This is a genomic window from Amorphus suaedae, from assembly GCF_053629675.1.
On sequence record NZ_JBRJIT010000001.1, the window covers coordinates 2,431,342 to 2,445,407 of the forward strand.

Consider the following 14,066-nt stretch of genomic DNA (forward strand, 5'->3'; position numbering starts at 1 on the left):
GCACTGACGCGCCCATGCCTGCTCCGCGGCCGCACCTCACGGCCGCCTGGCTCCGCATCCGGCGCGGTTCTTTCCCGTTCGCTGCCGTTTGCCTGGAGCCTACCGATGCTTTCCTTTTTCGAATCCCTCGTCGATCCGCTCGTCGACCGGCCGCAGGTGCGCCCGCCCGACCGGATGCTGCCGTTCATCTGGCACTTCGTCCGCCAGGCCTGGAAGGTCATCGCCGTCCTGCTGGTGGTCGCCGGCTGCGTGGCGCTGATCGAGGTCAGCCTGTTCGACTTCATCGGCCGCATCGTCGACATGCTCGCCGACACGCCGCCCGCCGAGCTGTTCTCGCAGCACGGCACGACGCTGCTGGTGATGGGCTTCGTGGCGCTAATCCTGCGACCTCTTGCCGCGACGCTGCACCTGCTAATGGTCCACCAGGCGGTGGAGCCGGGGCTGACCAACCTGATCCGCTGGCAGACCCACCGCTACGTGCTGCGCCAGAGCCTGTCGTTCTTCCAGAACGATTTCGCCGGGCGGCTGGCCAACAAGATCATCCAGACGGGCCCGTCGCTGCGCGAGGCGGTGGTCTCGATGATCGACGCCATCTGGTACGTGACGATCTACACCGGCAGCGCGCTCATCCTGTTCGCCCAGGCGGACTTCTGGCTGGCCGTGCCGCTGGTCGTGTGGATCGTCGCCTACGTCTGCGTGCTCGCCTACTTCGTGCCGCAGGTGAAGGAGCAGGCGACGGTGATGTCGGAGGCCCGCTCGATGCTGACGGGCCGGATCGTCGACAGCTACACCAACATCATGACGGTGAAGCTGTTCGCCCACGCCGAGCGCGAGGACGACTACGCCCGCGAGGCGATCGTCGACCACACCGCGAAGTTCCACTTCATGACCCGGCGCATCACCGGCATGAACGTCGCCCTGGTGAGCATCAACGGCTTCCTGATCGTTGCGACGCTCGGGACCGGGCTGTGGCTCTGGCAGGAGCAGGCGATCACCATCGGCTCGATCGCGCTGGCGGCCGGCCTGGTCATGCGCATCAACGCCATGTCGGGCTGGATCATGTGGGTGGTGACCGGGATCTTCGAGAACCTGGGCACGGTGGCGGAAGGCATGGAGGCGATCTCGCGCCCCTATGCCGTGACCGACAGGCCCGAGGCCGGGCAGCTCACGGTGGATCGCGGCGAGATCCGCTTCGAGGACGTGTCGTTCCACTACGGGCAGACGCGCGGCGTCATCGACCACCTGGACCTGACCATCGCCCCCGGCGAGCGGGTGGGCCTGGTCGGCCGCTCGGGCGCCGGCAAGTCGACCATGGTCAACCTGCTGCTGCGCTTCCACGACGTGGAGGGCGGCCGGATCCTGATCGACGGCCAGGACATCTCGCAGGTGACCCAGGCGAGCCTGCGCGCGGCCATCGGCATGGTGACCCAGGATACCTCGCTGCTGCACCGCTCGGTCCGCGACAACGTCCGCTACGGCCTGCCGGCCGCCGGCGACGCGTCGATCCAGGCGGCGCTGGAGCGCTCGCACGCCGACGGCTTCGTGCCGGACCTGGTCGACCTCAACGGCCGGCGCGGCCTCGACGCCCACGTGGGCGAGCGCGGCGTCAAGCTGTCGGGCGGCCAGCGGCAGCGCATCGCCATCGCGCGGGTGCTGCTGAAGGACGCGCCGATCCTGATCCTCGACGAGGCGACCTCCGCGCTCGATTCGGAGATCGAGGCGGCGATCCAGGAGGACCTGGAGGCGCTGATGGGCGACAAGACGGTGATCGCCATCGCGCACCGGCTGTCCACCATCGCCCGCATGGACCGGCTGGTGGTGCTCGACGCGGGCCGCATCGTCGAGACGGGTCGCCACGCCGACCTGATCGCGGCCGGCGGCATCTACGCCCGGCTGTGGGCGCGCCAGTCGGGCGGCTTCCTCGGCGAGATCGAGCCGGAAGGGGTCTAGGGCGCCCGCCCCGTCGCGGCTCAAGCGTTCGGCCCGAAAGACATGCCTGCGGGCGCGTCTTTCGGGCCGGGCGGCCGCGTCCGATCGATCGAGACCGCCAGTCGGGGGATCAGGCGGCCGCCGCCGGCAGCGCGCGCAGGATCTGCGCGACGCAGGCCTCCGGCGACTGCGCGCCGGTGTCCACCATCGCGTCGTAGGCGCAGAAGCCGTGCACCACGTCGTTGAGCCCGCGGGCCCGGCCGATCACGCGGTCGCCGCGGGCGCCTTCGCGGCTTTCCAGCACCGCCAGCGGACAGGTGACGCCCACCGTGAAGACCGCGAGCCCCTGCGTGGCGGCCCGGAAGCTCTCGTACATCTGCCAGTCGTGGAGGACGTGGTCGAAGATGACGGAATTGCCGGCGTCGACCAGCGCGCGCACGGCCGGCGCCATCCCGTCGATCAGGCTGCGGAACACCGGGCCGAAGCGGGCGACCACGGCGGGCGGCGCCCCCGGCGGCGACGTGGTGACCATCTCGACGCCCAGCGCCGTGAACCGGTCCCGCGCATCCTGCCGGCCGGTATCCGCGCCGAGATAGTAGCGCGGCGCGGACATGAAGATGAAATCGTCGAAACCGACCACCAGGTAGGGGTGCTCGATGGCGCCCTGAAGGGCCCGGCAGAGCGTCGACTTGCCGGCGCTCGACGGCCCGTTCACGAGGATGACCTGCGGCCAGGACGCGCCGTCGTCCGTCATCGGATCCCTCGACAGATCATGCCGCCCTCCGCCTTCCCACCTGCCGTTTCCCGTCCAGGCCGAGCCTCCGAAGGGTATCGCCGGCGATATCAGCGCGCGAGCCCAAAATCGGTCGCCGCAGCGCCGCGCGGCGCCGGCACCGCGCCCCGTCAGGCGGGCGGAAACCCGCCGGTCTGGCGGAGCCCCTCGCCGACGGCGATCGCCACGGAGACGGCCAGATTCAGCGAGCGGGCGCCGTCGACCATCGGGATCCGGAGCCGGGCATCGGCCGCGGCGTGCACCTCGGCCGGAACGCCCGCGGATTCGCGGCCGAACAGCAGCACGTCGTCGCCGGCGAAGGCGAAATCGGCGTGGGTGCTTTCCGCCGCCGTGGTGAACAGCACGAGCCGGCCGCCCGCCGCCTGGTGATGCGCGCGGAACGCCGCCCACGAGAGGTGGCGGACCAGGGCCGCCTTCTCCAGATAGTCGAGGCCGGCGCGCCGGAGCGCCCCGTCGGTGAGCGAGAAGCCGGTGGGCTCGATGACGTCCACCGTCACCTCGAAACAGGCGGCCATTCTGAGAATGGTCCCGGTGTTCTGGGGAATGTCCGGCTGGAAGAGGGCGATGCGCATGGCGGGCGGATTCGGCTTCGCGGGAACAAACCGGGGATGACAACGGCCCGGAAATCCAGCACCGCGGCCAATGCGTTGGCATTTTGCGACAAACCGTCCAAAGCCAACCTTGGCTACTGGACAACCGCATGAAGGGGTGCAAAAACGCAAGCGGTTCTAAAAGAGCCGATCGCGCGCGGTGAAATGCGGCATCCCTCAAGGCCGTCGAGGGGACGCTGCAAGGCCATTGTGAGCCTGCCCCGCACGCGGAACACAAGATCATCATCGGCATCTAGAGGAGCCGACATTGGCGAGCATGGATTCGTCGGAACCGACCCGCCGCGACTTTATGTATCTGGCAACCGGTGCGTTCGGCGCAGTGGGCGTCGCGGCAGTCGCGTGGCCGTTCATCGACCAGATGAACCCGGACGCCGCCGCCCTGGCGCTGGCGACCACGGAAGTTGACGTGTCGAGCATGGCCCCGGGCCAGTCGATCACCGTCAGCTGGCGTGGCAAACCCGTGTTCATCCGCTACCGGACCGAGCAGGAAATCGAGGAGGCGAAGAACGTGCCCCTCGAGGAGCTGAAGGACCCGATCGCGCGGAACGAGAACCTGAAGGCAGATGCCCCGGCGATCGATACCAACCGGGCCGCCGCCGACAAGGAGCCCTGGCTCGTGATGGTCGGCATCTGCACCCATCTCGGCTGCGTTCCGATCGGCGAGTCCGGTGAGTATGGCGGCTGGTTCTGCCCCTGCCACGGCTCCGTCTACGACACCGCCGGCCGAATCCGCAAAGGTCCTGCTCCGCAGAACCTGCTGATCCCGACCTATGCATTCACCGCCGACACCGTCATTCGGGTCGGTTGACGGGCGAGAAGGAACGGTAACGATGTCCGGACACTCGACCTATCAGCCGCAGGGCAAGTTCGCGAAGTGGCTTGATTCGCGGCTCCCCATCCTGACCCTCATGAACGCGCAGGCGATCGACTTCCCGACGCCGCGCAACCTGAACTACTTCTGGACCTTCGGCGCCATCCTCATGATGATGCTGGTCGTCCAGATCCTGACCGGCATCGTGCTGGCCATGCATTACACGCCCGACACCGGCCTGGCGTTCGCATCGGTCGAGAAGATCATGCGCGACGTGAACTTCGGCTGGCTGCTGCGCTACATGCACGCCAACGGCGCCTCGATGTTCTTCATCGCCGTCTACATCCACATCTTCCGCGGCCTCTACTACGGCTCCTACAAGGCGCCCCGCGAGATCCTCTGGATGCTCGGCGTGGTGATCTTCCTGCTGATGATGGCAACCGCCTTCATGGGCTACGTGCTGCCGTGGGGACAGATGTCCTTCTGGGGCGCCACCGTGATCACCAACCTGTTCTCGGCGATCCCGCTGGTGGGCGAGTCGGTGGTGCAGTGGCTGTGGGGCGGCTTCTCGATCGCCAACCCGACCCTGAACCGCTTCTTCGCCCTGCACTATCTCCTGCCGTTCATGATCTTCGGCGTGGTGATCCTGCACATCTGGGCGCTGCACGTTCCCGGCAACAACAACCCCACCGGCGTGTCGGTAAAGTCGGGGCAGGACACGGTTCCGTTCCACCCCTACATCACCATCAAGGACATGTTCGCGATGGTGGTGTTCTGCCTGTTCTTCGGGTGGTTCCTCTTCTACATCCCGAACTACATGGGCCACGCGGACAACTACATCCCGGCCAACCCGCTGGTGACGCCGGCGCACATCGTCCCGGAATGGTACTTCCTGCCGTTCTACGCGATCCTGCGCGCCGTCCCGTCGAAGCTCGGTGGCGTCATCGCGATGTTCGGAGCGATCGCCATCCTGTTCTTCCTGCCGTGGCTCGACACGTCGAAGGTCCGCTCCGGCGCCTTCCGTCCGCTGTTCCGCCAGTTCTTCTGGGTGTTCGCGGCCGTGTGCGTGTTCCTCGGCTGGCTCGGCGCCCAGCCGGCGGAAGGCATCTACGTGATCCTCGCCCGGATCTCGATGGCCTACTACTTCGGCTTCTTCATCATCATCCTGCCAGTGCTCGGACTGGTCGAGCGGACCAAGCCTCTCCCGGCTTCGATCTCCGAATCGGTGCTCGGCAAGAAGTCGGGTGGCAGCGCACATCCGGCCGGATCCGCCGCCGCGCCTTCGGACAAGGGGTGAGCCAGGAATGCTCGTGAAACGGAAGACTCAGATGACCGTTCGGCTCGGCCTGGCGCTTGCGGCCGGTTTGACCGGCGCCCTCCTGATGGGCGCTGCCTCGACGGCCAACGCCGCTGAAGGCGAAGGCCCGCACATCCCGCGGGAGCGCTGGAGCTTCTCCGGGCCGTTCGGGCACTACGACCCGGCCCAGCTGCAGCGCGGCTTCAAGATCTATCAGCAGGTCTGCTCGGCCTGTCACTCGATGGAATTCGTCGCCATCCGCACGCTGGGTTCGCCGAGCGGCCCCTTCTTCCCGGAAGCCGCGGTGAAGGAGATCGCCAACGGCTACGAGGTCGAGGACGGACCGAACGATTCGGGCGAGATGTTCATGCGCCCCGCCCGGCCGTCGGACCACTTCCCCTCGCCGTTCGCGAACGAGCAGGCCGCGCGTGCCGCCAACGGCGGCGCCTACCCGCCGGACCTGTCGCTGATCGCCAAGGCGCGCGCCGCGCACGCCGGCTTCCCGACCTTCATCTTCGACGCCTTCACGCAGTACCAGGAGCAGGGGCCGGACTACATCCACGCGCTGCTCACCCACTACGAGGAGCCGCCGGAGGACGTCACCCTGGCGCCGGGCATGTACTACAACACGGCGTTCCTGGCCGGGCACCAGATCGCCATGCCGCCGCCGCTCTCCGACGGCCAGATCGAGTACACCGACGGCTCGCCCGAGACCGTCGACCAGTACTCCCGCGACGTGTCGGCGTTCCTGATGTGGGCGGCCGAGCCGAAGCTGGAGGCGCGCAAGCAGACGGGCTTCAAGGTGATGCTCTTCCTCATCGTCTTCGCCGGGCTCCTGTACTTCACCAAGCGCAAGATCTGGAACAACGTCGCGCACTGATCCCAGCCCGCGACACCCTAAGAATGCCGAACGCGCCCGGAGCAATCCGGGCGCGTTTTTTCTTGGCGCGCGGCCGGCAAATCCCCCCGAAAACATGCACAAAATTGCAGGTCCGGCCTTCACGTGCCGCCCATATCAATTCTAATATGGAAATATAGCGCCACTTGCTGAAACACACGGCCGCCTGAAAGCCTCAAGAGAAGGCCCCGGCGCGCGATGGGAGGACCACCATGAAACGCACCTCACTCTGCCTCGCCCTGCTGCTGGGAACCAGCATCTGCGCCCATGCCGAAGAGGTCACCCTGCGCGGCGCCAGCGCGTTCGCCGCGGACACCACCTTCGACCGGCCCTTCAAGGCGTTCGTCGACTGGATCAACGAGAACGGCAAGGGCGTGCTGCAGATCAACGTGGTCGGCGGCCCCGAGGCCGTGCCGCCGTTCGAGGCCGGCAACGCCGTCTCCTCCGGCGTGATCGACATCGCCAACGTGACGGCGGCCTTCTACACGAACCTGCTGCCGGAAGGCGACGCGCTGAAGCTCGCCACCAACACCATCCAGGAGCAGCGCAAGAACGGCTGCTACGAGCTCGTCGACCAGCTCCACCAGGAGAAGATGAACGCCAAGTATCTCGGCCGCACCGGCGACGGGATCCCGTTCCACCTCTATCTCACCAAGCCCATCGAGAGCGCCGACCTCACCGGGCTGACGATCCGCACCACGCCCGTCTACCAGGCGATGTTCCAGTCGCTGGGCGGCAACCTGGTGCGCACCGCGCCGGGCGACGTCTACACGGCGCTGGAGCGCGGCACGATCGACGGCTACGGCTGGCCGGCCCAGGGCGTGCTCGACCTCGGCTGGGACGAGCAGACCAAATTCCGGGTCGATCCGGGCTTCTACCAGGTGGACGTCGACCTCATCATGAACCTCGACACCTGGAACAACCTCGGCGACGAGCAGAAGGACCTCCTCCAGCGCGGGGTCGAGTGGGTGGAGGCGAAGAACGCCGACAACACGAAGATCAACGAGGAAGAGTTCGCCAAGCAGGCCGAAGCCGGGATCGAGACGATCACCCTGGAAGGCGCCGAGCGCGAGAAATGGCTGACGGCCGCGCAGGAGCAGGGCTGGGCCGCGATCGAGGCGATCGATGCGGACAACGCCAAGAAGCTGCGGGCCTGCCTGACCAACTAGTCGGCCGGGATGCGCGTCTTCTCCCAAACGCTGCAGATCGTGATGGACGCTCTCGCCATTCTGGCGGGAGCGATCTTCTCTCTTATTGCGGTGGCGATCGCCGCCAACGTCGTGCTGCGGGCGCTCGACGCCCCGCAGATCCACGGCATGGTCGACCTCATCGAGGCCGGCATGGTGGCGGCGACGTTCCTGGCCGCCCCCTGGGTGCTGTCGAAGAACGCCCACGTGACCGTCGACGTGCTGACCACCGCGCTGCCGATCGCCACCCGCCGGCGCCTCGCCCGCATCGTCTGCGTGCTGGGCATGGCGATCGCGGCGACGCTCTGCTGGAGCGCGCTGCAGGCGGTGCTCGTCAGCTACGGCCGCGGCTCGATGGTCCGCGGCATCCTCGTCTATCCCGAATGGTGGCCGCTGCTGGCGCCGACGATCTCCGGGGCGCTGCTGGCGCTCGAGTTCGCCCGCCGCGCGATCGCCGGCGTCGACGTCGTCGACAGGCAAGCGAGCGGCATCTAGCCCATGGACTGGTCCACCACCCTCTTCCTGATGCTCGGCGGCCTGGTCGCGCTGCTGGCGCTCGGGCTGCCGGTCGCCTTCGCCTTCATCGCCGTCAACATCGCCGGGGCCTATTTCATCCTCGGCGGCGAGAACGGGCTGATCCAGATGGCGCGCAACGCCACCCAGTCCGTCTCGTCGTTCTCGCTGGCGCCAATCCCGCTGTTCATCCTGATGGGCGAGATCCTGTTCCAGACCAAGGTCGCCCACCGCGCCATCGACGCCATCGACCGGGTGGTGACGCGGGTGCCGGGGCGGCTGTCGGTGGTGACGGTGTTCGGCGGCACCATCTTCGCGGCGCTGTCGGGCTCGACCATCGCCAACACCGCGATGCTCGGCTCCACGCTGCTGCCCTCGATGCTGAAGCGCGGCTATCACCCGACGCTGGCGATGGGCCCGATCATGGCGTCGGGCGCAATCGCCATGCTGATCCCGCCGTCGGCACTGGCGGTGCTGCTGGGTTCGCTCGCCGGCATCTCGATCGCCGGGCTGCTGGTGGCGGGTATCGTGCCGGCGATCATCCTCTCCGCGCTGGCCGTGCTGTTCATCGCCGGTGCCGCCACCATACGCCCCGACCTCGCGCCCAGCGACGAACAGCCGCCGATGACGCTCCGCGAGCGCTGGACGCCGTTCGCGGTCCACGTGCTGCCGCTCTCCGGCATCTTCATCGTGGTGATCGGCAGCCTGCTGACGGGCCTCGCGACGCCGACCGAATCGGCCGCGCTCGGCTGCCTCGCCGCGATCGTCGCCGGCTTCGGCTATCGGTCGATGTCGGCGGGCGCGCTGGCGACCGCGGTGATGGAGACGGTGAAGCTGTCGGTGATGATCCTGTTCATCATCGCCGCCAGCCAGACCTTCAGCCAGATCCTGTCGTTCTCCGGCGCCACCGGCGGGCTGATCCGGCTGATCCAGGGCTTCGACCTCTCGGCGCTGTGGATCCTGGTCGGGATGATCCTGATCCTGCTGTTCCTCGGCTGCTTCATCGACCAGATCAGCATGCTGATGGTGACGATCCCGGTGTTCATCCCGCTGGCGCGGACGGCCGGCATCGACGAGCTGGTGCTGGGCGTCGTCTACCTCCTGACCATGGAGATCGCGCTCCTGACACCGCCGTTCGGGCTGTTGCTGTTCGTCATGCAGGGGGTCGCGCCGCCGTCGATCCGCATGCGCCAGATCTACGCCGCGGTGACGCCGTTCCTGCTCATCAAGCTGTTCGTGCTGGCCCTGGTGGTGGCGATCCCGGCGCTGGGCACCTGGCTTCCGGGCCAGCTCGGCCGGTAGGCCACGGCGGGACGGGAGCGACGGGGCGTCAGAACCCCGCGAGGCGGCTCATCAGCTCGGCCAGCACCAGGCTCAGCGTCAGGTCGAAGGCGACCACGGCGATGGACATGGCGATGGTGGTCTGCAGCGCGATGCGGACCACCTGATACTGGTAGCGGATGACCCCGACCACCACGACCAGGAACAGGATCGCCGCCAGCTCCTGGCCGACCAGCCCGGCGGCGTAGAGCACCGACGGCAGGATCGACATGGACATGGCGACCGGGCTGGTCCAGTTGCGCGCCACGATGAACGGGACGTAGCGGGCGGCGAGCCCCAGCGGGCGGGCAAGCAGCGCCAGCACGATCGGCAGGGCCAGCCAGTCGACCCCGAGACCGGCGAACTTCCAGAAGAAGAACCAGACCAGCGGGAAGCCATCGACCGGCGCGCCGTCGAACTGCAGGAGGCGGACCTCGGCCAGCGCAGCGATCGCGTAGAGCGGCGCCACCAGGAACACCGCGCCGAAGGACCGGTAGAAGCCGTCGATCGACAGGTCGAACGCCAGCATCCCGTCCTTGCGGTTCAGGAGCAGCGCCCATGCTCCCTGGAAGGCGCGCTGGATCTCCGCGGCACTCGGCATCACGCGCCTGCCGTCTCCCCGGCGTCGGCGAGCGTCGCCGCGACGAACAGGCGGTAGATCTCCGTCAGCGCCTCGAGGTCGGCGACCGGCACCCGCTCGTCGATCTGGTGCATGGTGTCGCCGACGAGGCCGAACTCGATCACCGGGCAATAGGCCTGGATGTAGCGCGCGTCGGAGGTGCCGCCGGCGGTGGAGAGCTCCGGCTCGCGGCCCGTCACCGCGCGCACCGCCTCGGTGAGGCGGGCGGCGAGCGCCTCGTCGCGGGTGAGGAAGGATTCCGACGCCTTTTCCCAGACGACGCCGGTGGTGATCCCCTCCGGGCGCACCGTCTCGACCCGGCGCAGCAGCTCCTCCTTGAGGGTGGCCGAGGTCCAGCGGTCGGAGAAGCGGACGTTGAAGCGGATCTCGGCGGAGGCCGGGATGACGTTGAAGGCAGGGTTGCCGGTGTCGATGGCGACGATCTGCAGGCTGGTCGGCTGGAAGGCCTCGCTGCCCTCGTCGAGGGGCGTGCCCTGCAGCGCGTCGGCAATCGCCGTGACGGCGGGCATCGGATTGAGCGCCCGGTGCGGATAGGCCGCGTGGCCCTGGCGACCCTCGACCCTGAGGGTGCCCGACAGCGAGCCGCGGCGGCCGACCTTCGCCATGTCGCCGAGTTCGGTGACGTTGGTCGGCTCGCCCACCAGGGCGCCGTCGAAGGTCATGCCGCGCTCCGCGCACCAGGCGAGCAGCTTCTCGGTACCGTTGATGGAGGGGCCCTCCTCGTCGCCGGTGAGGAGCAGCGTCACCGTCCCGGTCTCCGGCCAGCCCTCGGCCTTGAGGCGCGCCAGCGCCGCCACGAAGGCCGCGACGCCCCCCTTCATGTCGACTGCGCCGCGCCCGTAGAGATAGGCGCCGTCGAGGTCGCCGGAAAACGGCGGCCGCGTCCACAGCGCGCCAGCGCCCGGCGGCACCACGTCGGTGTGCCCGGCGAGCATCAGGTGCGGCGCGCCGGTGCCGATGCTGGCGACCAGGTTGTCGACGTCGGGCGTGCCCTCGTCGCTGAACCGGACCCGGTGGGTGGCGAAGCCGAGCGGCCGCAGCACCGCCTCCAGCAGCGTCAGCGCGCCGCCCTCGTTGGGGGTGACGCTGGGGCAGGCGATGAGTTCCTGCGTGAGGGTGACCGGATCGGTCGGGACGGGCAGGTTCGTCTTGGAGGCGGCGTCATTCACGGTGGTGGCTCACGGCTTTCGGGTGTTCGGGGCGGGCCCGTATGCGTTGGGTCCCTTGTCGCCCGGGAACAGGCCGATCACCAGGAAGACGACCAGGTTCAGGACGGGGACGAAGAGAAGGAGGGCGATCCACCCGGAAAGGCCGCGATCGTGGAGCCGCTTCACCGCCAGCGCAAGCTCGCTCCACAGCGCGACGATCAGGATCAGCGCGAAGCCCATGTCGACCATGACGGCCTCGTCGCCCTCGGGGCGATAGGGCGTGAGCAGAATGCTCGCCAGCAGGGTGATCAGCAGGAACCCGAGCCAGAACGGCTGGCGGGAGATCCTGCCATCGAAGCCGAACGCCACCCAAAGCACGGAAGGCACCTTGCGCGCCGGTCGTTGTGTCTGGTTCATCACCTAGCCTTCTGCACCCAACGCGGCGCGATCCAGTTCCTGCCGACGCCCGGACCGGCGCCGGTCCGGGAGCATGTCCCCCGGGTCGGAGCGATCCGGACGGGATATGCCCAAGATAGTGAGGCCGCGGCCGATTCCGAGCACCCGCAGGCGCGCACCGGATCGAAACGGCCCGGACGGGCCCGCGCCTGAACGCCGCGAAACCGTCAGACCGGCAACGGCCCGGACAGGTGCCCTCGACCGCCGGCTGCATGCCCGCCCACCGCCCGACCGGTCACAGCCCGACCGCGCGCGTCGGATCCTCCGGTGCCTCGGGGCCCGCCGGCTTCGGCCGCCGCCCGGGCCAGACAAGCCCGACAACCAGGAGCAGGACAAGAAGTCCCGCCCCGCCTGCGACAATCGGCAGCCGCTGTGGCGTCATCGCGGCGCAGGGGCCGAGCGCCTCGAGCCGGAGCGACACCAGCGCCGCGACGACGCCCAGCGCCACCACCGCGGCCAGCCACTCCGGCCAGCGGATGTCGGCCAGCCGCTTGGCGCCGAGCGCCATCAGCATCACCGCGCCCACCAGCACCATCAGCGCCAGGGCGGCGAAATAGATCCGCCCCATCACCGCGTCGGCGTCGACCTCGCAGAAGGCCCCTTCCGGGACGCGGAACACCATCACCGCGAAGCCGGCATAGACCGCCACCGCCACCAGCCCGACCAGGAACCGGCCGCGGCCGATCCGGCCCGAACCCGACAGCAGAAGATGTTCCAGATCCACCGTCGCGCTCCTTGCCGTGTATCCGACCGCGCTAGGAGCGCAGCAGGTCGTTGATGGACGTCTTGGCGCGGGTGCGCTCGTCCACCCGCTTGACGATGACGGCGCAGGCGAGCGACGGCCCCGGCTGGCCGTCGGCCAGCGGACGGCCCGGCAGCGCGCCCGGCACGACCACCGAATAGGGCGGGACGTGGCCGACGAAGGTCTCGCCGGTCTCGCGGTCGACGACCTTGGTCGAGGCGCCGATGAAGACGCCCATGGAGAGCACGGCGCCCTCGCCCACGAAGGCGCCCTCGGCGACCTCCGAGCGGGCGCCGACGAAGCAGTTGTCCTCGATGATCACCGGACCGGCCTGCAGCGGCTCCAGCACGCCGCCGATGCCGACGCCGCCGGAGATGTGGCAGTTCTCGCCGATCTGGGCGCAGCTGCCGACGGTTGCCCAGGTGTCGATCATGGTGCCGGCGCCGACGAAGGCGCCGAGGTTGACGAAGGAGGGCATCAGGACGACGCCGGGGGCGATGTGGGCGGAGCGGCGCACGATGCAGCCGGGCACGGCGCGGAAGCCGGCCTGCTCGAAGTCGGTGGCACCCCAGCCCTGGAACTTGGAGGGGACCTTGTCCCACCAGGTGCCGCCGCCCGGCCCGCCGGGGACCGGGGTCATCGGGTTGAGGCGGAAGGAGAGCAGCACCGCCTTCTTGAGCCACTGGTTGACGACCCAGCCGTCGGCCCCCTTCTCGGCGACGCGCGCCTCGCCGCGGTCGAGCAGCCCCAGCGCCGCGTCCACCGCCTCGCGCACGGATCCGCCCGTGTCGGTGCCGATGTTGGCCCGGTTCTCGAAGGCCTCATCGATGATCGAGGCGAGGGTTTCGGGCGCGGCGGCAAGCGTCATCGGGATCTCCAATCGGTCGGGGTTCGACGGCTGCTCCGGCACGCACGCGCGGCCCGCGGAAGCTCCATCGGAACTGTCGCGGCGGACGATAGCCGCCGGGGCGAACGAGTCAACGCTGGCGCGGGGTCCCGTCCACGACGGCCGGCAACAGCCCCTCCAGGAAGGCGGAGAGGTCGTCGGTGACGTAATCGATGTGCGATGCCGTCCGGCCCTCCATCTCCCAGCTCTCGCGGAAGACCTCGCGGGTGCCCTCGGGCACCACGAGCACGGTGCGCATGCCGAGATGGCTGGGCACCGTCAGGTTCCGCGACAGGTCCTCGAACATCGCGGCCGATGTCGGCTCCAGCCCGTGCTTCTTGAGGAAGCGCGCGTAGGTCGCCTCTTCCGGCTTCGGCACGAGATCGGCGGCGACGATGTCGAAGATGTCCTCGAAATGGTCGGTGATGCCGAGGCGGGCGGCGACGTTCTCCGCGTGGCGGCGCGAGCCGTTGGTCATGATGAAGCGGCGGCCCGGCAGCGCGGCGATCGCATCGCCGAGGCGCGCGTCGGCCTGCAGCGGGGAATGGTCGATGTCGTGGACGTATTCCAGGAAGGCGTCCGGCGAGATGGCGTGCTCAATCATCAGCCCGCGCAGCGTGGTGCCGTAGCGCTGGTAGTAGTCCTTCTGCAGGTCGTGGGCGGCCTGCGCCTCCAGCCCGAGCAGCGTCTGCACGTAGTCGCGGATGCGGTCGTTGACCTGGGAGAACAGGCTCGAGTGCGCCGGATACAGCGTGTTGTCGAGGTCGAAGACCCAGGTGTCGACATGGCGGAACGCATCCGACGGCGGCATGGCCTCGGGGCCTTCCGATCCGGG

Annotated in this window: 15 protein-coding genes; 7 read left to right on the forward strand and 8 right to left on the reverse strand. The window is 68.8% G+C overall.

All coding sequences use genetic code 11. From position 1 onward, the window contains the following. Window positions 1-105 precede the first annotated feature (105 nt). On the forward strand, window positions 106-1,950 hold the full coding sequence (locus AB7M35_RS10875) for an ABC transporter ATP-binding protein (RefSeq protein WP_453959646.1): 1,845 nt from the start codon (window positions 106-108) through the stop codon (window positions 1,948-1,950). Window positions 1,951-2,059: 109 nt separating this feature from the next. On the opposite strand, the gene AB7M35_RS10880 is transcribed toward AB7M35_RS10875, so the two are convergent. Both AB7M35_RS10880 and AB7M35_RS10885 read right to left on the reverse strand, forming a co-directional pair. Continuing rightward, window positions 2,060-2,683, reverse strand: a complete 624-nt coding sequence (locus tag AB7M35_RS10880; protein ID WP_453959649.1) for a chloramphenicol phosphotransferase CPT family protein — start codon at window positions 2,681-2,683, stop codon at window positions 2,060-2,062. A 149-nt stretch (window positions 2,684-2,832) separates the two neighbouring features. Beyond that, window positions 2,833-3,294: a tRNA (cytidine(34)-2'-O)-methyltransferase gene (locus AB7M35_RS10885; protein WP_453959651.1), complete on the reverse strand. Its 462-nt coding sequence runs from the start codon at window positions 3,292-3,294 to the stop codon at window positions 2,833-2,835. 295 nt (window positions 3,295-3,589) lie between these two features. On the opposite strand from AB7M35_RS10885, the gene petA reads away from it, so the two are divergent. The 6 genes from petA (at window position 3,590) to AB7M35_RS10915 (ending at window position 9,341) form a co-directional block, all read left to right on the forward strand. Then, entirely contained in the window at window positions 3,590-4,141 is a 552-nt protein-coding gene (gene petA, locus AB7M35_RS10890) for a ubiquinol-cytochrome c reductase iron-sulfur subunit (protein WP_453959653.1), read from the forward strand. Between the two features lie 22 nt (window positions 4,142-4,163). Then, window positions 4,164-5,441, forward strand: coding sequence for a cytochrome b (locus AB7M35_RS10895; protein WP_453959655.1), 1,278 nt, complete (start codon window positions 4,164-4,166; stop codon window positions 5,439-5,441). A gap of 31 nt (window positions 5,442-5,472) precedes the next feature. Beyond that, window positions 5,473-6,321 (forward strand): cytochrome c1, encoded by an 849-nt coding sequence (locus tag AB7M35_RS10900; protein WP_453959657.1) that lies wholly within the window; start codon window positions 5,473-5,475, stop codon window positions 6,319-6,321. A 230-nt stretch (window positions 6,322-6,551) separates the two neighbouring features. Further along, entirely contained in the window at window positions 6,552-7,508 is a 957-nt protein-coding gene (gene dctP / locus AB7M35_RS10905; protein WP_453959660.1) for a TRAP transporter substrate-binding protein DctP, read from the forward strand. Window positions 7,509-7,550: 42 nt separating this feature from the next. Next, on the forward strand, window positions 7,551-8,021 hold the full coding sequence (locus AB7M35_RS10910) for a TRAP transporter small permease (RefSeq protein WP_453959662.1): 471 nt from the start codon (window positions 7,551-7,553) through the stop codon (window positions 8,019-8,021). 3 nt (window positions 8,022-8,024) lie between these two features. Next, on the forward strand, window positions 8,025-9,341 hold the full coding sequence (locus tag AB7M35_RS10915) for a TRAP transporter large permease (RefSeq protein ID WP_453959663.1): 1,317 nt from the start codon (window positions 8,025-8,027) through the stop codon (window positions 9,339-9,341). A 28-nt stretch (window positions 9,342-9,369) separates the two neighbouring features. Here AB7M35_RS10915 and AB7M35_RS10920 read toward each other — a convergent pair whose 3' ends face one another. From AB7M35_RS10920 to AB7M35_RS10945, 6 genes are all read right to left on the reverse strand, one after another. Further along, a complete protein-coding gene (locus AB7M35_RS10920) occupies window positions 9,370-9,960 on the reverse strand; it encodes a hypothetical protein (RefSeq protein WP_453959665.1) in 591 nt (196 codons plus the stop codon). Next, window positions 9,960-11,168 (reverse strand): succinyl-diaminopimelate desuccinylase, encoded by a 1,209-nt coding sequence (gene dapE, locus AB7M35_RS10925; RefSeq protein ID WP_453959667.1) that lies wholly within the window; start codon window positions 11,166-11,168, stop codon window positions 9,960-9,962. The genes AB7M35_RS10920 and dapE overlap by 1 nt, the downstream gene beginning before the upstream one ends. Before the next feature lie 9 nt (window positions 11,169-11,177). Next, on the reverse strand, window positions 11,178-11,564 hold the full coding sequence (locus tag AB7M35_RS10930) for a DUF805 domain-containing protein (RefSeq protein ID WP_453959668.1): 387 nt from the start codon (window positions 11,562-11,564) through the stop codon (window positions 11,178-11,180). A 274-nt stretch (window positions 11,565-11,838) separates the two neighbouring features. Then, complete coding sequence (locus AB7M35_RS10935; RefSeq protein ID WP_453959670.1) at window positions 11,839-12,327, reverse strand: DUF805 domain-containing protein; 489 nt, start codon at window positions 12,325-12,327, stop codon at window positions 11,839-11,841. A 31-nt stretch (window positions 12,328-12,358) separates the two neighbouring features. Next, complete coding sequence (gene dapD / locus AB7M35_RS10940; protein WP_453959673.1) at window positions 12,359-13,213, reverse strand: 2,3,4,5-tetrahydropyridine-2,6-dicarboxylate N-succinyltransferase; 855 nt, start codon at window positions 13,211-13,213, stop codon at window positions 12,359-12,361. A 109-nt stretch (window positions 13,214-13,322) separates the two neighbouring features. After that, entirely contained in the window at window positions 13,323-14,042 is a 720-nt protein-coding gene (locus AB7M35_RS10945; RefSeq protein ID WP_453960702.1) for a pyrimidine 5'-nucleotidase, read from the reverse strand. Between the last annotated feature and the right edge of the window lie 24 nt (window positions 14,043-14,066).

Bases quoted from the DNA above. Each gene is read 5' to 3' on its own strand.
- AB7M35_RS10880 (WP_453959649.1), bottom strand. From the start codon at position 2,683: ATGACGGACGACGGCGCGTCCTGGCCGCAGGTCATCCTCGTGAACGGG.
- dapD (WP_453959673.1), bottom strand. From the start codon at position 13,213: ATGACGCTTGCCGCCGCGCCCGAAACCCTCGCCTCGATCATCGATGAG.
- AB7M35_RS10895 (WP_453959655.1), top strand. From the start codon at position 4,164: ATGTCCGGACACTCGACCTATCAGCCGCAGGGCAAGTTCGCGAAGTGG.
- AB7M35_RS10915 (WP_453959663.1), top strand. From the start codon at position 8,025: ATGGACTGGTCCACCACCCTCTTCCTGATGCTCGGCGGCCTGGTCGCG.
- AB7M35_RS10945 (WP_453960702.1), bottom strand. From the start codon at position 14,042: ATGCCGCCGTCGGATGCGTTCCGCCATGTCGACACCTGGGTCTTCGAC.
- dctP (WP_453959660.1), top strand. From the start codon at position 6,552: ATGAAACGCACCTCACTCTGCCTCGCCCTGCTGCTGGGAACCAGCATC.
- AB7M35_RS10900 (WP_453959657.1), top strand. From the start codon at position 5,473: ATGACCGTTCGGCTCGGCCTGGCGCTTGCGGCCGGTTTGACCGGCGCC.
- AB7M35_RS10920 (WP_453959665.1), bottom strand. From the start codon at position 9,960: ATGCCGAGTGCCGCGGAGATCCAGCGCGCCTTCCAGGGAGCATGGGCG.
- petA (WP_453959653.1), top strand. From the start codon at position 3,590: ATGGATTCGTCGGAACCGACCCGCCGCGACTTTATGTATCTGGCAACC.
- AB7M35_RS10930 (WP_453959668.1), bottom strand. From the start codon at position 11,564: ATGAACCAGACACAACGACCGGCGCGCAAGGTGCCTTCCGTGCTTTGG.
- AB7M35_RS10875 (WP_453959646.1), top strand. From the start codon at position 106: ATGCTTTCCTTTTTCGAATCCCTCGTCGATCCGCTCGTCGACCGGCCG.
- AB7M35_RS10885 (WP_453959651.1), bottom strand. From the start codon at position 3,294: ATGCGCATCGCCCTCTTCCAGCCGGACATTCCCCAGAACACCGGGACC.
- AB7M35_RS10910 (WP_453959662.1), top strand. From the start codon at position 7,551: ATGGACGCTCTCGCCATTCTGGCGGGAGCGATCTTCTCTCTTATTGCG.